22 protein-coding genes are annotated in these 21,368 nt (G+C 69.1%); 12 read left to right on the top strand and 10 right to left on the bottom strand.

Features of this window, described 5'->3' with window-relative positions:
• Positions 1-16: 16 nt before the first annotated feature.
• Entirely contained in the window at positions 17-1,564 is a 1,548-nt protein-coding gene (locus WFM69_RS02955) for an ABC transporter substrate-binding protein (RefSeq protein WP_337001475.1), read from the bottom strand.
• Positions 1,565-1,728: 164 nt separating this feature from the next.
• Here WFM69_RS02955 and WFM69_RS02950 point away from each other — a divergent pair, with 164 nt between their 5' ends.
• The 5 genes from WFM69_RS02950 (at position 1,729) to WFM69_RS02930 (ending at position 4,725) form a co-directional block, all read left to right on the top strand.
• Positions 1,729-2,631, top strand: coding sequence for a MurR/RpiR family transcriptional regulator (locus tag WFM69_RS02950; protein WP_337001473.1), 903 nt, complete (start codon positions 1,729-1,731; stop codon positions 2,629-2,631).
• Positions 2,628-3,773, top strand: a complete 1,146-nt coding sequence (locus tag WFM69_RS02945; RefSeq protein WP_337001471.1) for an MFS transporter — start codon at positions 2,628-2,630, stop codon at positions 3,771-3,773. Before WFM69_RS02950 ends, WFM69_RS02945 begins: the two co-directional genes overlap by 4 nt.
• Before the next feature lie 119 nt (positions 3,774-3,892).
• The gene (locus WFM69_RS02940; protein ID WP_337001469.1) at positions 3,893-4,162 is read left to right on the top strand and encodes a hypothetical protein; all 270 of its coding nucleotides are present in this window, start codon (positions 3,893-3,895) and stop codon (positions 4,160-4,162) included.
• Between the two features lie 37 nt (positions 4,163-4,199).
• Positions 4,200-4,436, top strand: a complete 237-nt coding sequence (locus WFM69_RS02935) for a hypothetical protein (protein WP_337001467.1) — start codon at positions 4,200-4,202, stop codon at positions 4,434-4,436.
• A 31-nt stretch (positions 4,437-4,467) separates the two neighbouring features.
• Positions 4,468-4,725: a hypothetical protein gene (locus tag WFM69_RS02930; RefSeq protein WP_337001465.1), complete on the top strand. Its 258-nt coding sequence runs from the start codon at positions 4,468-4,470 to the stop codon at positions 4,723-4,725.
• A gap of 39 nt (positions 4,726-4,764) precedes the next feature.
• Here the strand turns inward: WFM69_RS02930 and WFM69_RS02925 are convergent, their stop codons facing one another.
• Both WFM69_RS02925 and pyrE read right to left on the bottom strand, forming a co-directional pair.
• Positions 4,765-5,667: an ROK family protein gene (locus tag WFM69_RS02925; protein ID WP_337001463.1), complete on the bottom strand. Its 903-nt coding sequence runs from the start codon at positions 5,665-5,667 to the stop codon at positions 4,765-4,767.
• Positions 5,664-6,224, bottom strand: a complete 561-nt coding sequence (pyrE, locus tag WFM69_RS02920; RefSeq protein ID WP_337001461.1) for an orotate phosphoribosyltransferase — start codon at positions 6,222-6,224, stop codon at positions 5,664-5,666. Before pyrE ends, WFM69_RS02925 begins: the two co-directional genes overlap by 4 nt.
• A 213-nt stretch (positions 6,225-6,437) precedes the next feature.
• Between pyrE and WFM69_RS02915 the strand changes: the two genes are divergently transcribed.
• Positions 6,438-7,283, top strand: a complete 846-nt coding sequence (locus tag WFM69_RS02915; protein ID WP_337001459.1) for an exodeoxyribonuclease III — start codon at positions 6,438-6,440, stop codon at positions 7,281-7,283.
• 11 nt (positions 7,284-7,294) lie between these two features.
• On the top strand, positions 7,295-8,104 hold the full coding sequence (locus WFM69_RS02910; RefSeq protein ID WP_337001457.1) for a Cof-type HAD-IIB family hydrolase: 810 nt from the start codon (positions 7,295-7,297) through the stop codon (positions 8,102-8,104).
• 147 nt (positions 8,105-8,251) lie between these two features.
• Here WFM69_RS02910 and WFM69_RS02905 read toward each other — a convergent pair whose 3' ends face one another.
• The 6 genes from WFM69_RS02905 to WFM69_RS02880 all read right to left on the bottom strand — a co-directional run bounded on the left by WFM69_RS02905 (position 8,252) and on the right by WFM69_RS02880 (position 12,335).
• Entirely contained in the window at positions 8,252-8,716 is a 465-nt protein-coding gene (locus WFM69_RS02905; RefSeq protein WP_337001455.1) for a hypothetical protein, read from the bottom strand.
• Between the two features lie 53 nt (positions 8,717-8,769).
• On the bottom strand, positions 8,770-9,099 hold the full coding sequence (locus WFM69_RS02900; protein ID WP_337001453.1) for a hypothetical protein: 330 nt from the start codon (positions 9,097-9,099) through the stop codon (positions 8,770-8,772).
• Between the two features lie 692 nt (positions 9,100-9,791).
• Complete coding sequence (locus WFM69_RS02895; RefSeq protein ID WP_337001451.1) at positions 9,792-10,148, bottom strand: DUF4279 domain-containing protein; 357 nt, start codon at positions 10,146-10,148, stop codon at positions 9,792-9,794.
• Between the two features lie 420 nt (positions 10,149-10,568).
• Positions 10,569-11,204 (bottom strand): dihydrofolate reductase family protein, encoded by a 636-nt coding sequence (locus tag WFM69_RS02890; RefSeq protein WP_337001449.1) that lies wholly within the window; start codon positions 11,202-11,204, stop codon positions 10,569-10,571.
• Complete coding sequence (locus tag WFM69_RS02885; RefSeq protein ID WP_337001447.1) at positions 11,201-11,893, bottom strand: winged helix-turn-helix transcriptional regulator; 693 nt, start codon at positions 11,891-11,893, stop codon at positions 11,201-11,203. The genes WFM69_RS02890 and WFM69_RS02885 overlap by 4 nt, the downstream gene beginning before the upstream one ends.
• A gap of 1 nt (position 11,894) precedes the next feature.
• Positions 11,895-12,335, bottom strand: a complete 441-nt coding sequence (locus WFM69_RS02880) for a VOC family protein (RefSeq protein ID WP_337002094.1) — start codon at positions 12,333-12,335, stop codon at positions 11,895-11,897.
• A gap of 148 nt (positions 12,336-12,483) precedes the next feature.
• On the opposite strand from WFM69_RS02880, the gene WFM69_RS02875 reads away from it, so the two are divergent.
• From WFM69_RS02875 to WFM69_RS02855, 5 genes are all read left to right on the top strand, one after another.
• Positions 12,484-13,749 (top strand): sensor histidine kinase, encoded by a 1,266-nt coding sequence (locus tag WFM69_RS02875; protein WP_337001445.1) that lies wholly within the window; start codon positions 12,484-12,486, stop codon positions 13,747-13,749.
• Positions 13,746-14,429, top strand: coding sequence for a response regulator transcription factor (locus WFM69_RS02870; RefSeq protein ID WP_337001443.1), 684 nt, complete (start codon positions 13,746-13,748; stop codon positions 14,427-14,429). The genes WFM69_RS02875 and WFM69_RS02870 overlap by 4 nt, the downstream gene beginning before the upstream one ends.
• Before the next feature lie 26 nt (positions 14,430-14,455).
• Positions 14,456-15,628 carry a benzoate/H(+) symporter BenE family transporter gene (locus WFM69_RS02865; RefSeq protein WP_337001441.1) on the top strand — a complete coding sequence of 391 codons (1,173 nt, stop codon included), beginning with the start codon at positions 14,456-14,458 and terminating at the stop codon, positions 15,626-15,628.
• A gap of 95 nt (positions 15,629-15,723) precedes the next feature.
• Complete coding sequence (locus WFM69_RS02860) at positions 15,724-16,608, top strand: ABC transporter ATP-binding protein (RefSeq protein ID WP_337002092.1); 885 nt, start codon at positions 15,724-15,726, stop codon at positions 16,606-16,608.
• Positions 16,605-17,702, top strand: a complete 1,098-nt coding sequence (locus tag WFM69_RS02855; RefSeq protein WP_337001439.1) for an ABC transporter permease — start codon at positions 16,605-16,607, stop codon at positions 17,700-17,702. The genes WFM69_RS02860 and WFM69_RS02855 overlap by 4 nt, the downstream gene beginning before the upstream one ends.
• Positions 17,703-17,791: 89 nt before the next feature.
• Here the strand turns inward: WFM69_RS02855 and WFM69_RS02850 are convergent, their stop codons facing one another.
• The gene (locus WFM69_RS02850) at positions 17,792-21,253 is read right to left on the bottom strand and encodes a bifunctional proline dehydrogenase/L-glutamate gamma-semialdehyde dehydrogenase (protein WP_337001437.1); all 3,462 of its coding nucleotides are present in this window, start codon (positions 21,251-21,253) and stop codon (positions 17,792-17,794) included.
• Positions 21,254-21,368 lie beyond the last annotated feature (115 nt).

Below are 21,368 nucleotides of genomic sequence, written 5' to 3'. Positions count from 1 at the left end.
GCGCCCCCTCGATCCGCTACTTGATGGAGGTGGTCCGCAGGTACTGCAGCGAGCCGTTCACCATCGGCACGAAGCCGTCGACGGTCGACGCCGTGGCCGTGTAGGTGTAGCTCGTGAACAGCCAGATCCACGCGGCGTTGTCCTCGAGGTTCTCGGAGACCTTCTGGTAGATGTCCTTGCGCTTGTCGGGGTCGGCCGTCTGGCGTCCCTCGGCGAACAGCGCGTCGAGCTCGGGCGAGGAGTAGCCGGCGACCTTGTTCAGGTTTCCGGTGCTGGTGAAGTAGCGGCCGTACATGCCGTCGGGGTCGGGACGACCGCCGTTGAGCGCGACGGCGGCGTCGAAGTCGGCCGCGATCCAGCGGTCGACGTACGCACCCGACTCGAGCACCTCGAGGTCGAGGGTGATCTTCGCGTCGGCGAGCTGCGCCTTCAGGTTCTGCGCCTCGTTGACCGAGGTGGCGTACTCGCCCTGCGAGACGATCGTCTTGATCGTGACGCCGTCTTCCTTGCCGGCCTTCTTCAGGTACTCGGCGGCCTTGTCGAGGTCGCGCTCGGGGCACGGACGCGCGTCGGGGTCGGACTTGTAGGCGGGCGACGTGATGGGCCCGGTGACCTCGCCCTCGCCGAGGGCGGCGGTGTCGAGCACCTCCTGGCGGTCGATCGCGCACTGGATGGCGAGGCGGACGTTGACGTCGGTGAGGTCACCGCGCGTGGCGTTGAGCTGCAGCGCGTGGTAGCTGAGCTGCGGCGTGGTGGCGACCTCGACGTTCGCGCCCTCGGCGGTCTGCGCGACCAGCGGGTCGTCGAACACGGCGAGCTGCACGTTGCCGGACTGCATGGCCGAGACGATCGACGACTCATCCGGGATCACGCGGAACTCGACGGTGTCGAGCAGCGCCGTGTCGCCCCAGTAGTCCTCGTTCTTGGCGAGCGTGAGCGACTGGCTGGCCTTGCGGCTGTCCAGGATGAACGGGCCGGTGCCGTTCGGCGTGGTGTTGAGCGCCTCCTCGGTGTCGTCCGAGGACAGCATCGCCATGTTGATCACGGCGAGGTTGGCCGGAAGGGCGGCGTCGGGAGCGCTCAGCGTGAGGGTCACGGTGTTCTCGTCCGTGGCCTCGACGGCGGTGACGGAGGCGAGGGAGCTGCGCGCGACGGCGGCGGTGGCCTCGGCGGCGATCGCGTCGAGCGAGTACTTCACGTCTTCGGAGCCGAACGTGCTGCCGTCGGCGAAGGTGACGCCCTTGCGCAGGTGGAAGGTCAGGGTGAGGCCGTCGTCGGAGACGTCCCACGACTCGGCGAGACCGGGGACGACGTTGAGATCCTCGTCGAACTCGGTGAGCGTGCCGTACAGGTTCTGCAGGACGTTGACGGCCTGGAACTGCGTGGCCTTCCACGGGAACAGGGTGTCCGGGTCGCTGGTGACGCCGATCACGAGGTCGCCGCCGGCGGCACCCTCCGAGGGCTTCGGGTCGGCTGCGGGAGCGGAACAACCGGTGATCACGAGCGCCAATGCGAGGCCCGTGGCGGTGAGGGCGCCGAATGACGCCCGCCGTGCTGTGCTCATTGCTGATTCCTCCTGGCTGGGACGCGTCGCCATGGCGTCGGGTCAGGCGCTGTTGCCTGCCGCCCCGCGAACGTCGTCGGTCTTGGTGGTACCAAAAGTACACGAAAGTCACTTCTTATGTAACAGAAGTTCCTCTACTGTTATGAACAGTGATCGGAGACCCCATGCCCCATGAAGCCGCCCGCGACGATGCCGGCGCACATCCCGTGCTCGTGCGCATGCGCGCGATCCGTCCCGAGCTCCGACCGAGCGAGCAGCGCATCGCCGATCTGTTCCTGACCGATCCGGCGGGGACGGCCGGGCTGTCGGTCGCCGAGCTCGCGCAGCGCTGCGACACCTCGACCACCTCGGTCGTGCGCTTCTGCAAGCGGCTCGGCTACGAGCACGTGCGGGAACTCCGCAACCACGTGCTGCGCGACGTCGAGCGCGAGACGTTCGACACGGCCGCGCTCCCCGCCGTCTCCGGCGACATCGACCGCAACGACACGCTCGCCGACATCGTCGCCAAGGTCTCTCTCGCCGAGACGCTCTCGCTCGCCGACACCGCCAAGGTGCTCGACACCGAGTCGCTGCGCGCATCGGTCGAGGCGATCACCTCGTCGACACGGGTGGACATCTTCGGTGTGGGCGCGAGCTCGATCGTCGGACTCGACCTGCAGCGCAAGCTGACCCGAATCGGCCGCACGGCGCTGGAGTGGTCGGATCCGCACGCCGCGTGGACGTCGGCGGCGACGCTCGGCCCCGGCAACGTCGCGATCGCGGTCTCGCACACGGGTGCCACGACCGACACGATCGAGTTCCTGCTGCTCGCCCGTCAGGCCGGAGCGACCACGATCGCGATCACCAACCACGCGGGCGCTCCCCTGGCCGATCAGGCCGACATCGTGCTGACGACCGCGGCGCGGGAGACGGGCTTCCGCTCCGGGGCGCTGGGCAGCCGGATCGCACAGCTCATGGTCGTCGACTGCATCTTCATCGGCGTCGCCCAGTCCAACTACGACCGCTCGATGGAGGCCCTGCGCGACACGTTCGCCGCCGTGCACCGCGTGCGGACGGCAGGGGCGTGACCGACGCCGCCGGGCGCGCACGTGCGGGACTGTTCACCGCGTTCGCGGGCCTCGGCGTCACGGCGGCCTTCGTCCCCGCGATCCTCCCCGCCGCGGAGCGCGCGATCGGCGGAGACCTCAGCTCGGCTGTTCCGGCCCTCTTCGCCGGACTGCTGGCCGGGGTGCTCGTCTCCGGGCCGCTGTTGATGCGGCGCCCGCCCCGGACGGCCCTGATGCTCGGCAGTGCACTCCAGGCCGTGGCGCTCGTCGCGGTGGCTCTGGCCGAGGCGCCCGCGGTGTTCATCGCCGCGGCGGCGGTCGCCGGGTTCGGGTTCGGGCTGGTCGAAGCCTCCGGGTCCGTGGCGGCGAAGTCGCTCGCGGTCGGCAGCGCGACCGGGTTGCTGAGCGCGCTGCTGGGCACGGTCGCGGTGTGCGCGGCGGTCACTCCGCTGCTCGTTGCCGCAGGGTCCGGCGTGCGACCGGTGCTCGGCGTCCTGGCGGTGGTGCCGCTGCTCACGGTCGCGATGCTCGCAGGATCCGTGCCGGCTGTCGCAGCCGCCGAGCCGCCGGCTCACCGGGACGCCCGCGGACTGCTCGCCCTCCTCCCCTTCGCGATCGCGCTGCCTCTCTACGTGGGCGTCGAGACCGTGCTCTCCGGCTGGTCGGCCGTGATCCCGGAACGGATCCTCGCGATCGATCCCGCCCTCGCCGCCCTCGGCACCTCTGCGTTCTGGACACTCATGGCGCTGGGCCGCTTCGGCGCGGCGGCGTTGCGGCGGATGTCGGTGCGCCCGCTTGTGATCCTCGCCTCCGCCACGGGTGGCGCCGCCGTGCTGATGGCTGCCGCGGGGCTGCTCGTGGGGTCGGCACCGGTGTGGGCTCTGGCCGCGCTGGCCGTGGTCGTCGTGCTCCTCGCACCGAGCTACGGCCTCATCCTCGGCATCGCGCTCGACCGACTCGACCCTGCGCGCAGCGCTGCCGTCACCGGCGCACTCGTGGCCTGCGGAGCGGTCGGCGGCACGTTCGTCCCTACGCTGATCCTGCTGATCGGACGCGACCCGGCATCGGCCACGACGTTCCTCGTCTCCGCGGCGTTGTGTGCTCTCGTACCGGTTCTCGTGCTGGTCGCCGCACGCCCGGCGCGGTCGGCGCCGTCGGTCTGACAACTCCTCCACATTTCCTCCCGCCTGCGACCTCTCCACGCATGCTGGAATTCCGACGACGACCCCCTCCCGAACCGCGTAACGTCGGCAGCACACCCACCGCACAAAGGAGAACAGCCGTGTCCACGGAAGTCGTCGCGATCGTCGTCAGCGCGATCGGCGTCGTGCTGACTCTCGGCACCAGCTTCATCGCTGCCGGCGCGTGGATGGTCCGTCGACTCGACGACCGTATCGACGGACTCGACCACAAGCTCAGCACGCGCATCGACGCGGTCGACGAGAAGCTCAGCACCCGCATCGACGCGGTCGCCTCCGACGTCACCGAGCTCAAGATCTCCGTCGCCCGACTCGAGAGCCCGCCACGACACCTGCTCACCGCCAGCCGCTGACCGAACACGACCACGAGACGAGACGAGAGAAGAAGACATGACCGCAGACACCATGACCATCGTCGTCAGCGCGATCGGCGTCGTGCTCACGCTCGGCACGAGCTTCGTCGCCGCCGGCGCATGGATGGTCCGCCGACTCGACGACCGCATCGACGGGCTCGACCGCAAGCTCAGCACGCGCATCGACGCGGTCGCGTCCGACGTCAACGACCTCAAGATCTCCATCGCCCGGCTCGAAGGCCCGCCGCGACAACTACTCACCGCCAGTCGCTGAGCCCCCTCACTCCGAGAGCAGACGGATCGACATGAGCACGGACACCATGACCATCGTCATCAGCGCGATCGGCGTCGTGCTGACTCTCGGCACCAGCACCTTCGTCGGCGCGGCGTGGATGGTCCGGCGCATCGACGCTGTCGACGAGAAACTCAGCACCCGCATCGACGCCGTCGACGAGAAGCTCAGCACCCGGATCGACGCCGTCGCCTCCGACGTCACCGAACTCAAGATCTCCGTCGCCCGGCTCGAAGGCCCGCCGCGACACCTGCTCACCGCGGGCCGTTGACGCACATACCCCGCAGCACCTCGGGGCAGACGAACCGACCTACCGGAGAACGAGGGCCGCGGCGCCGATGAGAGGCCCCTCGTCCCCCAGGCCGGAACGCACGACGCGCGTGCGACGAGAGTATTCGTGGGCCGCGCTCGCGGTGAGCGCCTTCTGCACGAGGTCGATGTAGTCCCCCGAGACTCGCGAGAATCCGCCGCCGATGGCGACGACGTCGAGGTCGACGAGGGTCGCGGCATCCGCCAGGGCCTCCCCCACGGCGCGCGCCGAACGCTCGATCGCCGCCCGGGCGATCGCGTCGCCGGCGGCCGAGTCACGCGCGAGATCTTCTCCGGTGGCGCCGGTCCAGCCCTGCTGCTGCGCCCAGGTCGCGCTCGCGGGCCCGGAAGCGATCTCTTCGAGAGTCAGACCGCCCTCGCGGCGCACCTGACCGAGGTGTCCCGCGTTGCCGGTGGCGCCGGGGATGTAGGCGCCGTTCGCGACGAAGCCGCCGCCGACTCCGGTCGACACGACGATCGAGAGCGAGGCTCCGGCACCGTGCGTGGCGCCGAGCCAGGACTCGGCGAGCGCGAGCGCACCGCCGTCGTGGCCGAGAACCGTGGGAACGTCTCGCCCGAGAACGGCGGATGCCGCCGCACGGACCGCCTCTTCGAGACCGAAGCCCCGTGCGAGGGGCATGTTCACGGGCATGATCGCCCCGGCGGTCCGGTCGATGGGTCCGGCACTGCCGACCCCCGCTCCGACGAGTTCGGCGTCCCCGGGCAGTGCCGCGAGCGCGTGCTCGACGATCGCACCCACGGCGGCGTTCAACGACGCGAAAGTCGCCTCGCGCCCGGTCGCCTGCCGGCTGCGGCTGCCCTCGACGAGCACCCCGTCGTCCGCGATGAGCGCGGCCTCCATCTTCGTGCCGCCGACATCGACGGCCAGGGCGTAGCGCGTCACTGGGGGTCGAGTCCGAGGTCGTCGAGGTCGAAGGCGGCGCGCCATTCCAGCCCCTCGGCTTCGATCGCGGCCTGCGCGCCCGTCTTGCGGTCGACGATCACGGCGACGGCGACGATCTCGGCGCCTTCCTTGCGCAGTGCCTCGACGGCCTTGAGCGCCGACTGCCCGGTGGTCGAGGTGTCTTCGAGCACGACGACGCGCTTGCCCTTGACGTCGGCGCCTTCGATCTGACGGCCGCGTCCGTGGTCCTTGGGCTCTTTGCGCACGACGAACGCGTCGAGGGGGTGATCGGTCGCGACCGACGCGTGCAGCACCGAGTTCGCGATCGGGTCGGCGCCGAGGGTGAGGCCGCCGACGGCCACCACGTCGAGGTCGCCGATCAGGTCGAGCATGATCCGGCCGATCGCGGGAGCAGCCCTGTGGTCGAGGGTGAGCTTTCGCATGTCGACGTAGTACGTCGCCTTCTTGCCACTGGAGAGGGTGAAGTCGCCGTGGAACACTGCCTCATCCTTGATGAGGTCGAGGAGTGTCTGGCGGTCTGCGTCGAGTGCGGTCACGGCATCCAGTGTAGAAGGCGCGGGCCCGGTCTTCCGCGGCACCGCGATCCGGATCGCAACCGCCCGCACGAATGTCGGGAGGAAACACGGATGTCGGGCGAAAACCGCCCGTTGTTCCCGACATGCGTCCGTCGCCCCGACGGATGAACGGCGCCGCCCCGACCGATTCGTTCCGCGGCGGTCGGTGTCGGATGCCGCAACTAGGCTGGACGCATGCGCTTGGCCACCTGGAACGTCAACTCCATCCGCACCCGTGTCACCCGCACTGTCGAGTTCGCCGTTCGCGAAGACATCGACGTGCTGGCGATGCAGGAGATCAAGTGCAAGCCCGAGCAGTTCCCCTATGCGCCGTTCGAGGAGGCCGGGTACCACGTCGAGGTGCACGGCCTGAATCAGTGGAACGGCGTCGCGATCGCGAGCCGTCTGCCGATCACCGACGTGCGCACGTCGTTCGACGGGATGCCCGGTTTCGCGAAGGGGCATGAGGGTCCGGATGCTCCGCTCGAGGCGCGTGCGCTGGGCGTGATGGTCGACGGCGTGCGGGTGTGGAGCCTGTACGTGCCGAACGGTCGATCGCTCGAAGATCCGCACTACGTCTACAAGCTGCACTGGCTGGAGCAGCTGAAGAAGTCCACGGCCGCCGAGCTGTCGGCGAACCCCGATCTGCCGCTGGCCCTGGTCGGCGACTTCAACATCATCCCGTTCGATGTCGACAACGGCGACCCCGACATCGTGATCGGGCGTTCGACGCACGTCTCGCCGCAGGAGCGCGACGCGTTCTTCGCGTTCCAGGACGCGGGGGTGACCGACGTCGTGCGGCCGCTGATCCCGGAGGGTTTCACGTATTGGGATTACCAGCGCCTGAAGTTCCCTCGCAACGAGGGTGTGCGCATCGACTTCGTGCTGGGATCCAAGGCGCTGGCCGACGCGGTGAAGGGTGCCTCGATCCACCGCGACGAGCGCAAGGGCGAGCAGCCCAGCGACCACGTGCCGGTGGTGGTCGACCTCGATTTCGGCGGTGCCGATGAGGACGACGACCTGCCGATGATCTTCTCCTGAGCGCCGATCCCGTGGGTGTCCGGCTGATCGCCACCGATCTCGACGGCACGCTGTTGAACTCGGCGTCCCGAGTCACCCCGCGCACGCGTGCGGCGCTCGATGCGGCCAGGGCTCGCGGCATCCCAGTGGTTCCGGTCACGGCTCGCCAGCCGATCGGTCTGCGCGCGATCGCCGGCGATGCGGGCTTCGACGGCTGGGCCCTGTGCAGCAACGGCGCCTATGCCGTGCACCTGAGCGATGGACGGATGCTGTTCGCCGAGGAGCTGCCCTCCGACACGATCCGCACGTTGGCCGAGGCCCTGCGCGCGAGCATCCCCGGTCTGTTGTTCGCGAGCGTGCGCGATGCGGGCGAGACGTTCGTGGCCCAGGACGGTTACGCCGCGATCGCCGACGTCTCCGACCACAAGCGCGACCCTGCGACGATGGGCGGCGTGCCGCTGGAGCAGGTGCTCGCGGCACCCAGTCTGAAGTTCGTGATCCGGCATCCGGAGCTCGCCCCGACCGCGCTGTTCGACACGCTGCAGTCGCTCGGGCTGACGGGTTTCGAGGCGACGCTCTCCGGTGCGCCGTTCGTCGAGGTCATGGCCGAGGGGGTCACGAAGGCGACGGGTCTTGCCCGCCTGTGCGCGCAGCTCGGCATCGACCGTGTCGATGTCGTGGCGTTCGGCGATGCCCTCAACGACGTCGAGATGCTCCGTTGGGCAGGTCACGGTGTCGCGATGGCCGGCGCCGAGCCCGTGGTGCACGACGCCGCCGACGAGACGACCACGTCGAACGACGACGACGGTGTGGCCCGCGTGATCGAGCGGATTCTCGGCTGACGCTGCCGTCGCACCGCCTCTACACCGGGGCTCCCGCGTACGCCATAAGTAGCCGCCACAGCGTCAATCAGTCAGATGCCCAATGGACGCGCGAGCGACCCGCTCACGGCCCCGCAAGAGCCACGTGACACGACGACCCGCAGGCGACTACTGCTTGTCGAAATAGATGAACTGTTCGTCGCGGGCATCGTCGACTTTTCGAGGGGCGAGGTCGACTCGCAGACTCGTCGAGCCGTCTGCCATCATCCAGGCATCCGCAGTCCAATTCGAGGAGCACTCAGCCGACGAGGACGTGAACTGCACACCGTAGGCATTCTGTTCCCATTCCCCGGAATAGCTCACGATCTGCTGCCACAACACATCGTCATCGCGTGTCAGCGTCAGGTCCTGGCCGCCGCATTCGACGGCGCTCGGCCATCCGGTTGCGGTGAACGCCCCGTCCTCGGCGAGGGTGAGAGTGACCGGAGAAGAGGTGTCCTGTGACTCCCACACGCCAACGGCATCCTGCTCCTGGAAATCAGGGTCGTAGTACCCACCAGCCGCGCAACCCGAAAGAGTCACGACAGCCGACACCAGCAGGATGACGCTGGATCGACGCATCGCCCTGGTCACCCGCACGCCCGTGTGATCCGCGTTCGGGTCAAACGCGCGGTCGCCACCCCTTGTCACGGCTCCACACGCACCTGTTCAGCGACAGGCCACATCGTCGGCGGATCATCGGTGTACCACGGTTGCTCAAGTCCGATGAATCTTCCGTCCCGCACCCACACCATGACCTCACCCACCATCTGGCCTTCTGTGTAGACGAGCGCCTGCCCAGGTGTGGGCCCGTTGGGGAGCGCCACCTCCGGTACGTCAGGGGGTGTGATGACATCCACGTTGGTCGAAGAATAGCTAACGACTTTCGCCACTCGCGCTTGTTGCACCAACGCACGGCCGATGTCACCGAGGTGAGCGGTGACGGCCTCCACAAGCGCGACGAGTTCCTCAGGCATCCGCCCGTCTGTCTCACGTGGTGTCATGGCACGAAGGTTGCGATACGCGGCACACCGTTCACGACTACTCCTCTGATCACGAGTTCCGGCCGCCAGACACACCACGACGCGGAGCCATCTTCTCAGCCCCCGAGGATCGTGATCGATTGCTGTGGGGGCAGTTCACCCCGGACTCGCCATGCCGCACTTGTCTTCTGAGACCGTGCCGTCCGCCCACTCCACTCTCCTTCTGACCAGTTCGCGACCTCTTGCGCGGATCCGAACGTGAACAATCCCGTCACTTGCAGTTCTTTCGCGACGTAGCCATCGTCGAGATGACGCACTGCGCTGACACCGACGGTTACTTCGAGGACGCCGTTCGTGTCCGCGGGGTCACGGTATGTCGTCACGTCCCAGGCGTCGATGACGACAGCGGGAGAAGGTCGCCGTGCGTGATGTCCAGAGATCCTTCGCCAACGGACACGAGGTCCCCGTCCTCTCGGTCGGGTGCAGTGTAATACACCGCCACGTTCCGCACTTCTCCATCCAGCCCACACCAGGCGATCACGGGCGCTCCGTCGACGACAGATAGCGAGACGGGCTGATCAAGCGGAAATCCGGGCACCAGCACACACCCGGTCAGCGCCACTCCAGCGACAATGGCACCGACGATCCCCGCCGTCGTGCGTCGCACGCGAGCGACGAGCATCTCATCACCGATACTGATCGACGTCGATCGATGCGGGCACTGACGCCAAGGTCGCGAGCCACGGAGCATCGAGATGGAATCCGATGTCCCGTGCCGGCTTTGAGAAGTACTGAACGATCTGAAGCTCGCAACGGAGTTCGGGTCTATTCGCGATTCTGGGGGCGATTCGGCTTACGGCGAGGAAGAGCCCATCCAGGCTGTCTTGTACCGATCCTCCTTGCCCGGCGGTCGAGCGTCGCTTCCAAGAGCTGAAGGTTCTCGGTCGTTCTTCGAGCATTCCCTGCCGCTTGTACATGTCTCCGAGCGACCACCCATCATCAGGGTCTTCTTGGGTGATGTCGATGATCTCTGCAAGGCTCACCGAGTCGCTCGTGATCCGAAAATATGCGCGACTGTAAGTGTCTTCCAACGTTCCTCCAGGGATTCGTGCCGGTCAAACGCCACTAGGTGAGGCGATCGCCAGCTCAGTCCGGGCATGGGTCTTGTAGCACCTCGCCCTGTGGCGTGAGCCACTTTCCTTCGGGCAGGCCTTCTAGGCCAGAGATCCAGGCAGTCGCATAAAGCGGATTTCCTAGCACCGCGGACTGCACGGTATGCGATTTCCCGTCGGAAACCAGGTCCGACGCTTCATCCGGGTCATCGATGACGCACTCGATGTGGCGTCGCACCCGCGACCAGTTCTGTTCGAATATCTCTTGGAAGGTGGCCGCGCGCAGCGCATCCCGCTCCTGTTTCCGTACCCCCACAGTCGGATCGTATTGCAGCCGCCCGACGCCTCACATCAGTCGAAAGTCCCCACCTGCGGCACCCGATCCGTGCGACCGTAGCGGAGCAACGTCACGCCCTCGTCGTCGGTGATCGGCGGGTGGAGCAGCCGCAGCACGCTCGGCAGCGCGGCGTCGTCGAAGACCTTCTTGCCCGCGCCGAGCAGCAGCGGATACACCCAGAGGTTCAGCTCGTCGAACAGTCCCTCGGCCAGCAGCGTGTGCACGAAGTCGATGCTGCCGATCACGTGCACCGCCTGGTGGGCGGCGCGCATCGCAGCGACCTCCGCGGCGAGGTCTGCTCCGACGCGCGTGCTGCCCTCCCAGTCCAGGGCGAGCCCCGCATCGCGCGTCGCGACGTACTTCGGCACCCGGTTGAAGAGGGTGCCGATGTCGCCCGACTCGCCTTCCGTGTGGTGCGGCCAGTACGAGGCGAAGATGTCATAGGTGCGGCGTCCGAGCAGCAGCGCATCCAATCCGCGCATGCCCTTCTCGATCTCGGGGCCGACGCCAGAGGAGGGGTAACCCGCCTGCCAGCCGCTGAAGCGGAAGCCGCCCGACGTGTCTTCATCGGTGCCGCCCGGCCCCTGAGCCACGCCGTCGAGAGAGGTGAAGAGGTCGATCAGGATGCGACCCGGTGTGTGCTCGTTCATATGGTGCTCCCTACTGTCATCCGTGCGATGTGGAACGTGGCGGCGAACGCGTCCAGCCAGGACTCCTCGCCGCGGACCACGGCGACCACGTCCTCCGCGAGCGCCTCGGCCGGGGTGAGGTCGCCGCCGATGAGTCGACGGATGCCGGGGCCTGCGACGATCACGGCATCCGGCTCTCCATCGGGAAGGCGCCCGCCGACCGGTGGGGCCGGCGGCGCGAGCTGTGCGATCTGCAGCTCCCCGTCGCGCACGGACGCCCGCAGGGCGACGTCGCCGACGTGGAGCTCGTATTCGGCGTCGGCGGCGTCGTCCGTCTGGAACGCCGTGCGCAGCGCCATGGTGAGCGAGTCAGGGGTGACGACGTCGCCCTCCTCCGGGTCGCCCATCGCCTGGAAGCCCCACCGGCCGAGCGCGAGCATGATCGGCTCGAACGACCGCCCATAGGGGGTGAGCTCGTACACGAGGCCGCAGTTCAGCAGCGGCACCCGGCGCACGACGCCGCCCTCCTGGAGCTCTTTCAGGCGCGTGGAGAGGATGTTGGTCGGGATGCGCGGCAGGCCCTGTCTGAGATCGGTGTAGCGACGCGGTCCGACGAGCAGATCGCGGACGATGAGCAGAGCCCACCGTTCGCCGATCAGCTCGACGGCCGTCGTCACGCCGCAGTACTGGCCGTAGCTGCGCGCCGCCATGTCAGGCCGAAGCCGCCTGTCCCGCCACGTGGTCGGGACCGTTTTCGACGGCTTCGGGGGTCATGTAGAGGAAGCCGAGGGAGTTGCCGTCCGGGTCGTCGAGGTCGCGCGAGTACATGAAGCCGTAGTCCTGCACGGGCTTCGGCTCGACGCCGCCCGCCGCGAGACCCTTGGCGAGGATCGCGTCGACCTCTTCGCGGGAGTCCTGGCTGAACGCGACGGACACCTGGGCGACCTCGTTGGGGTCGGCGATCGGCTTGTCGGTGAAGGTGGCGAAGAACTCGCGCTTGAGGACCATGAAGTAGATGTCCTCACTCCACACGATGCACGCGGCGTTCTCGTCGGTGAACTGCGGACTGATGGTGCAGCCCAGTGCGGTGTAGAACGCCTTCGCGCGCTCGAGGTCGCTGGTGGGCAGGTTGACGAAGACCTTGGTCACGATGACTCCTCTGTCGAAGTGGGACTCATCGATCGGTGAGCCCTTCGATCGACAGCTTGCAAAAAACAACCACGCTTGTCAATAGCAAGTCCGAGCCGGATCCGCCGCGCGGGGGATGCCGTCGCCACGGACCCCGCCCTACGGTGGAGGGATGCCCGCCGCACCGTTCACCCGCACGCCGACGGAGCGCGACCGGCGCGCAGACCTGCTGCTCGCGATCGTGCTCTTCGTCGGCGCCGTGCTCAGCGCGGCCCTCTCCTCCATCGCGCAGGTCTACGGCAAGGAGCAGGCGGAGCTGTGGACCGCCCTCGTCTACGCGCTCGCCATCTCCGGCCCACTCGCATTCCGACGACGGTGGCCCGGCACGGTCGCAGTCGTCGTCTGCGTGGCGTACTTCGCGGCCGTGACGCTGCGCATCCCCGAGATCTTCGTCGGCAACATGGCCATGTTCATCGGGTTGTACACGGTCGGCGCCTGGATGAACAACCGCCGGCGCGCTCTCATCGTGCGCGTCGCGATCATCCTCGGGATGTTCACGTGGCTGCTGATCACGATGTACCGCGACGCGATCAGCGAGGCAGCCGAGGCCGATGTCGTCGCCGGGGCCATGTCGCCCTACGTCGCCTTCATGCTGCTCCAGATCATGCTCAACGTGCTGTACTTCGGCGGTGCCTACTACTTCGGCGAGCGCTCCTGGGCTGCCGCCGAGCAGCGGTCGGTGCTGGAGCAGCGCACCGTGGAGCTGGAGCACGAGCGCGAGGTGACCGCGGCGCAGGCCGTGGCCCTCGACCGCGTGCGCATCGCCCGCGAGCTGCACGACGTGGTCGCTCACCACGTCTCGGTCATGGGTGTGCAGGCCGGAGCCGCTCGGCTGGTGCTGGAGCAGGATCCCGAGAACGCGGCCCGCATCCTCGGCGGCATCGAGGGGTCGGCGCGTGATGCGATCCATGAGCTGCGGCAGCTGCTGGAGACCCTGCGCGCGCCGGGAGGCGAGACCACGGATGCCGCGTCCACCCTCACCCTGGACGACATCGCCGACCTCGTCGAGGCCTCGAGCGACGCCGGGCTGCCGACCGCGTACGCCGTGATCGGCACGCCTCTGCCCGTCCCGTCGGTCGTCGCGGTGAATCTCTACCGCATCGCACAGGAGTCCCTGACGAACGCCCGCCGCCATGCCGGTTCGGGTGCCACGGCCGACGTCCGGGTGCGCTACGACGAGGACGGCGTCGAAGTCGAGATCGTGAACTCGGGCCGCGCGGTGGCTCAGCTCCGTCCGGGGCTCGGCCAGCTCGGCATGCGGGAGCGCGCCGCCGCCTCCGGGGGCACGCTCGAGGTGACCTCCCGTCCGGCGGGCGGAGTGCGGGTGCGCGCCCGCGTGCCGCTCCCGGTGGCGGTCGGGTCGGGAGCGGCGCGATGAGCACTCCGATCCGCGTGCTCCTGGTCGACGACCACGCGCTGCTGCGCGCCGGCTTCCGCACCATCCTCGACACCCAGCGCGACATCACGGTGGTCGGCGAGGCGTCGTCGGGCGAGGAGGCGGTCGCCCAGGCATCCGCACTCCTGCCGGACGTCATCACGATGGACGTGCAGATGCCCGACATGGACGGCATCGAGGCGACCCGGCGCATCGTGACCGACCCGGCAGTCGGCGCGGCCATCGCGATCGTGACCACCTTCGACCGCGACGACTACCTGTATCAGGCGTTGGACGCCGGAGCCAGCGGCTTCCTGCTCAAGAACGCCGGCGCGGAGGACCTGATCGCGGCCGTCCGCGCGCTGGCCGCGGGCGATGGGATGCTCGCGCCAGAGGTCACCCGCCGGGTGCTCGCCCGCTTCGCCGCGACACCAGCGCCCGCAGCGCCGAGCCCGTCGGGGAGCGCGGCGACACCGACCGTCGAGCTCGCCGAACCGCTGACCGACCGCGAGGCCGAGGTGCTGACCCTGCTCGCCGATGCCCGCAGCAACAGCGAGATCGCCCAGGCCCTGTTCATCGGCGAGGCCACCGTGAAGACCCACGTCTCGCGTGTGCTGCAGAAGCTTGGCGCGCGAGATCGCGTGCAGGCGGTCGTGCTCGCGCACCGCATGGGCCTCGCCTGATCTCACCGCGCGATACCCTCGGAGCCATGCCCGAAGCCGCGCCGCTGTCCCGTCCGATCCTGGCGGGCGTGGTCACGGCTCTCGTCGGATTCACGAGCTCGTTCGCGGTGGTGCTGACCGGGCTCGATGCGGTGGGAGCCGATGCGGCTCAAGCGGCCAGCGGGCTACTCGCCGTGAGCCTCATGATGGGCCTGGCCTGCGTGGTGCTGGCGTGGCGGTACCGGATGCCGATCACGGCCGCCTGGTCGACGCCGGGCGCCGCGCTGCTGGTGGCGACCGGCACGGTGGAGGGCGGGTGGCCCGCCGCGGTCGGCGCGTTCCTCGTCGCGGCCGCCCTGATCCTGCTGACCGCGCTGTGGCCGGCACTCGGCGCGCTGATCGCCCGCATCCCTCCGTCGATCGCCCAGGCCATGCTCGCGGGAGTCCTCCTGCCGCTGTGTCTCGCCCCGATCACCGGCATCGTCGCGAACCCGTGGGGTGTCGTCCCCGTCGTGCTCACGTGGCTGGTGTTCGCGCGCCTCGCCCCGCGCTGGGCCGTACCGCTCGCGTTCGTCGCCGCGGCCGTCGTGGTGGCCGTCTCGTTGATCGGCGCGGGCGCGCCCTTCGATCCGGCCGTCCTGCTGCCGCGCCTCGAGTTCACGGCACCGACGTTCACGATCGGCGCCCTCGTGGGCCTCGCACTTCCGCTGTTCATCGTGACGATGGCGTCGCAGAACGTGCCGGGCATCGCGATCATGCGCAGCTTCGGCTACGAGGTGCCGTGGCGCCCGGCCATGCTGGTGACCGGTCTGGGCACGGCTCTCGGCGCGACGGCGGGTGGGCACGCCATCAACCTCGCGGCGATCAGCGCCGCACTCGCCGCGTCTCCCGACGCCGACCCCGACCCGAAGCGGCGCTGGGTGGCCGGCGTCTCGACCGGGGCGTCGTACCTGGTGCTCGGGGCGTTCTCCGCCGCGTTCGCCGCCCTCGTGGTGCTCGCTCCGACCGCCGTCATCCCCGCGGTCGCGGGCCTCGCCCTGTTCGCCGCGTTCGGCTCGTCCGTGCAGCAGGCGATCGACGATCCCGGTGAGCGCATCCCGGCCGTCGTCACCTTCCTGGTCGCGGCATCCGGCATCGCAGCGCTCGGGGTGAGCGCCGCGTTCTGGGCGCTCGTCGCCGGCCTCCTCGTCCGCACCGTTCTCCACACCGGCCGCCGCTGAACCACGTATCCTCCGTGCGGGTGAGGCCGCGCAATCCGCCACGCGGGGGATGCCGCGAGGGGACGCTCCTCCGTAACGTGAAGGGCATGACAGGACTGCTCGAACTCTCCGGCATCACCAAGAGCTACGGCTCTCGGCGCGTGCTCGACGACGTCTCCTTCACGGTCGCTCCCGGGCGCCTGACGGGGTTCGTCGGCGGCAACGGCGCCGGCAAGACCACCACCATGCGGATCGTGCTCGGACTGCTGTCCTCGGACGGCGGCAGCGTCGACCTCGACGGTGCGCCGCTCACGACCGCCGACCGCCGCCGCTTCGGGTACATGCCCGAGGAACGCGGCCTCTACCCCAAGATGAAGGTGCTCGAGCAGATCGTGTACCTGGCCCGCCTGCACGGTTTCGGCAAGCAGGATGCGACGGACCGGGCGACCGCGCTGCTCACCGAGCTCGGCCTCGGCGAGCGGCTGAACGACACGATCGAATCGCTCTCGCTCGGCAACCAGCAGCGCGCGCAGATCGCCGCCTCGCTCGTGCACGATCCCGAGGTGCTCATCCTCGACGAGCCGTTCTCCGGCCTCGACCCGCTCGCGGTCGACGTGGTCGCGGGCGTGCTGCAGTCCAGCGCCGTGAAGGGCGCATCCATCCTGTTCTCCTCCCACCAGCTCGATGTGGTCGAGCGCCTGTGCGACGACCTCGTGATCCTCGCGGGCGGCACGATCCGCGCGGCCGGATCCCGCGATGCCCTGCGCGCCGAGCACGCCCGCGACCGCTACGAACTCGTCTCGGCCGGAGACGCCGGTTGGCTGCGCACCGAACCGGGCGTCACGGTCATCGACTTCGAGGGCGGCTACGCCCTGTTCGACGCGGACGGTCCCGAGACGGCGCAGCGCGTGCTGCAGTCGGCCGTGGCCCGCGGCGATGTCGCCAGCTTCGCGCCCAAGCATCCGTCCCTCGCGCAGATCTTCAAGGAGGTCATCCAGTGAGCACTCCCGCACCCGTCCGCGGCTCCAACGGCATCTGGCTCGTCGCCGAGCGCGAGATCGGATCGAAGCTGCGCAGCAAGGCCTTCCTGATCTCGACAGGCATCCTGCTGGTCCTCGCACTCGCCGGCATCCTGTTCGGTGGGTTCGCGAGCAAGAACACCGACACGACTCCGGTCGCCGCGACCGCCGACACCGCGTCCGTCGTCTCCGCGATCCCGGGCGTCGAGGTCACGACCGTCGCCGACCAGGCGGAGGCGGAGAAGCTGGTGCGCGCGGGCACGGTCGACGCAGCAGTGCTTCCCGCGAGCGGGACCGACGAGCACACGGGCTACACGATCATCGCGATGCAGGATGCGCCCGGGGTCCTGGTCTCCGCCCTGTCGCTGTCGCCGGAGGTCGTGAGCCTCGAACCCGCGACCACGAACCCGCTGCTGCGGTACTTCATCGCGATCGCGTTCGGCCTGGTGTTCATGATGGCGGCCGCGACGTTCGGCGGCACGATCGCGCAGAGCGTCGTGGAGGAGAAGCAGACCCGCGTGGTCGAGGTGCTGCTGTCGGCGATCCCCGCGCGCACCCTGCTGGCGGGCAAGGTCATCGGCAACACGGTGCTGGCGATGGGGCAGATCCTCGCCCTCGCCGCCGTCGCCACGATCGGTCTCATCGTCACGGGTCAACGCGAGGTGCTGACCACCCTCGGCGCCCCGATCATCTGGTTCGCGGTGTTCTTCCTGTTCGGGTTCATCCTGCTGGCGTCGATGTTCGCCGCCGCGGCCTCGATGGTGTCGCGCCAGGAGGACATCGGTTCCACGACCACGCCCATCACGATGCTGATCATGGCGCCGTACATCCTCGTGATCGTCTTCAACGACAACCCGCTGGTGCTGACGATCATGTCGTACGTACCGTTCTCGGCTCCGGTCGGGATGCCGATGCGCCTGTTCGTCGGTGAGGCGCAGTGGTGGGAGCCGCTGCTGAGCCTGGTGATCCTGCTCGCGAGCTGTGTCGCGGCCATCGTGATCGGCGCGAAGATCTACGAGAACTCGCTGCTGCGGATGGGCTCGCGGGTCAAGCTCAAGGAGGCGCTGCGCGGCTGACGACCCGCCAAGACCCCGCTTTCGCGCCGAGACCCCCTGTTGCAGACTGCTGCAACAGGGGGTCTCGGGCGTCAGTCGGGGCGTCGGCGTCAGATGAGGCCGTCGGACAACGTGGTCGGGTTGCCGAAGCGGTGGTTCGTGATCGACACGGCCTGCTCGTGCAGGAACGGCAGCATCTCGATACGACCGGCACCGGTGACCGCGTGCGACCACACGGCGACATCCGGACTGCCGCCGAGTGCCTCGAACAGCGCCGTGGCGTCGCCGCCGACCAGACGGACGCGCTGCCACGTGTTCGCCGCCTTGGCGTAGCGCTTGGTCCACGCGGCATCCGTCTCATGCTTCACCGTCACGCCCTGGGCACGCAGCGCCTTCTCGACACGCGAGGGCAGAGCGGGAGCCGACACTGTGAACGGGCTGCCGCTTCGGAGCGCGGCGGCGAGCACACGGATCCCGTCGACGAGCGGGGCGTCTTCGGCGATGCGCACGTCGGCCGCGACCGGACGGTAGCGGAAGACGTTGCGCTCGACGCCGAGGCCGGACTTGTCACTGACCGCACCGAACTCGTCGACCCATGCGCGCTCGTCCGATGCGGCCGCGCGGTGCAGCCACTCCGCCTCGGCCGGGTCGACCTCGGATGCTGCCGCGTCGAGCAGCGCCCCGACCGCGGGGACCACGGCGGCTCCCGGTGCGGCGGCGGGAAGCTCCGCCGGGGTCCAGTCGCCGAGGCCGAACAGGTAGTTCGGTCCGCCCGCCTTGGCGCCGGCGCCCACGGCCGAGCGCTTCCAGCCGCCGAACGGCTGCCGCTGCACGATCGCGCCGGTGATGCCGCGGTTCACGTAGAGGTTGCCGGCCTCGACCTGGTCGAGCCAGGTGGCGACCTCGTCGGAGTCGAGCGAGTGCAGACCCGCGGTGAGGCCGTAGTCGACCGCGTTCTGCAGGCGCAGGGCCTCGTCGAGGTCCTTGGCGTGCATGATGCCGAGCACCGGGCCGAAGAACTCGGTCAGGTGGAAGTAGGATCCTTCGCGCACTCCGGTCTTCACGCCGGGTGTCCACTGTTTGCCGTCGGCGTCGAGCTTGCGCGGCTCCACCAGCCAGCGCTCGCCCTTCTCGAGCTTCGTGAGCGCGGTGAGCAGCTTGCCGTTCGCGGGCTCGATGATGGGACCCATCTGCGTGGCCGGGTCGTCGGGCAGGCCGACGCGCATCGAGGTCACGGCATCCACCAGCTGGCGCTCGAAGCGCTTCGAGTCGGCGACCGATCCGACGAGGATTGCCAGCGACGCGGCGGAACACTTCTGCCCCGCGTGGCCGAAGGCGCTGCGGGCGATATCGGCGGCGGCGAGGTCGAGGTCAGCCGACGGCGTCACGATGATCGCGTTCTTGCCACTGGTCTCGGCGAGCAGCGGCAGGTCGGCGCGGAACGAGCGGAACAGCTGCGCGGTCTCGTACGCGCCGGTCAGGATCACGCGGTCGACCGCGGGGCCGGCGACCAGGCGCGTGCCGAGGTCGCGCGAGGCCAGGTCGACGAGGGCGAGCAGGTCGCGCGGCACACCGGCCGCCCACAGCGCCTCGACCATCACGGCACCGCAGCGCTGCGTGAGCTTGGCGGGCTTGATGATCACGGCCGAGCCGGACGCCAGACCGGCGAGCACACCGCCGGCGGGGATCGCGACCGGGAAGTTCCACGGCGGGGTGACGACGGTGACCTTCGACGGCACGAACTCGGCGCCCGACACGGTCTCGAGATCGAGCGCACGCTCGGCGTAGTAGTGGGCGAAGTCGATCGCCTCGCTGATCTCCGGGTCGGCCTCGGCGATGGTCTTGCCCGCCTCGTGCGCCATGATCTCGATGAGCTGTCCACGGCGCGCGGCCAGCTCGTCGCCCGCACGGTGCAGCACGGCGGCGCGGTCGGACGCGGGGAGCGCGGCCCACTTGGCGGCGGCGGCCGTCGCGGCGGTGAAGATGCCGTCGAGCTCGGCGTCGGTCTCGACCTTGGCGATGGCGATCGTGTCGAGGCCGAGGGTCGTGCCGACCGAGCGGGCGAGGATCTCGCGCCCCCACGCACGGTTGGCGGCGAGCGCGGGGTCGGTGTCGGCCTGGTTCTCGAAGCCGGTGGTGGTTCCGGCCGGAGCCTCGACCGTGCGGTCCTGCACGCGATGCGGCGTCGGCACGGAGCGGTCGACCTCGAGTGCGGCGAGCGAGCGTTCGAAGCGCTCCCGCTCGCGGGTGAGCAGCGTCGGGTTCGAGGCGAGCTCGAACACGGCCGACATGAAGTTCTCCGGGCTGGCGTTCTCCTCGAGGCGGCGCACGAGGTACGCGATCGCGACGTCGAACTCGGCCGGGTTCACGACCGGCGTGTAGAGCAGCAGGCGACCGACATCCTTGCGGACGGCCTCGGCCTGCCCCGTCGCCATGCCGAGCAGCATCTCGTACTCGACGAGAGGATCGGTGCCGTCGGGGTCGGCCACGCCGCGCGCCTGGGCGAGGAGCCAGGTGTAGGCGATGTCGAACAGGTTGTGACCGGCGACGCCGATGCGCACGGCATCCAGTCGTTCCGGCGTCATCGCCCAGTCGAGCACGCGCTTGTAGTTGGTGTCTGAGTCCTGTTTGGTGCCGTAGGTCGCGAGCGGCCAGCCGTGGATCGCGGCGTCGACCTCTTCCATGGCGAGGTTCGCGCCCTTCACGACGCGCACCTTGATCGGCGCTCCGCCCTTGGCGCGGCGGGCGGCGGCCCATTCCTGCAGGTGCTGCATGGCGCCCAGCGCGTCGGGCAGGTAGGCCTGCAGCACGATGCCGGCCTCGAGGTTCTCCAGCCCGGGCTGGTCGAGGATGCTCGTGAAGGCCGCGATCGTCAGGTCGAGGTCGCGGTATTCCTCCATGTCGAGATTGATGAACTTGGCCTTGCCCTTGGCCTCGGCCTTGGCGGCGAGCTCGTAGAGCGGGGTGAGCTTCTCGACCACGTCGGCGACGGCTTCGTCGAACGACCACATCGACAGCTGGCTGACGACGCTCGACACCTTGATCGACACGTAGTCGACGTCGTCGCGGGCGAGGAAGTCGCGGGTGCCCTTCAGGCGGTGTCCGGCTTCGCGCTCGCCGAGCACGGCCTCACCGAGGAGGTTGAGGTTGAGGCGGTTGCCGCTCTTGCGCAGCTTCGCGATGGCGGGGCCGAGCTTGGAGGGGGTCGCGTCCAGCACGAGGTGGCCGACCATGGCGCGCAGCACGCGGCGCGAGATCGGCACGACGACACCGGGGAGCTTCGGTGCCCAGAAGCCACCGGTCTTGATCGCGGCACGCAGGTACCCGGGCAGCAGGCTCGGAGTGATCTCCGAGATCTCGGCGAGCTTGCGGCCGGCGACACGCAGATCCTCGGGGCGCATCACGCCGTCGACGAAGCCGACCGTGAACGCGAGCCCGTTCGGGTCCTTGAGCACCTCGGACAGCCGCTGTGCGGCCGGCTCGACGGGGTGGGTCTCACTCTCGACGAGCCAGCGCTGCACGAGGGCGGCGACGTCGCGGGTCTGCGGGGTGGTGTCATCGATGACAGTCATGGACGGGCCTTCCAGGGGGAGCGCACACCAGGGTCGAGTGTGCGACTGGATCATTGTCCTGCCGCTCGGTAGGCTCCGTCTATCAATCGATTTGTGTGAATTCTGTTCACTCAGA

It is taken from the genome of Microbacterium sp. LB12, assembly GCF_037150835.1.
Taxonomy (GTDB): Bacteria; Actinomycetota; Actinomycetes; order Actinomycetales; family Microbacteriaceae; genus Microbacterium.
This window is presented reverse-complemented; position numbering and strand designations above follow the sequence as displayed.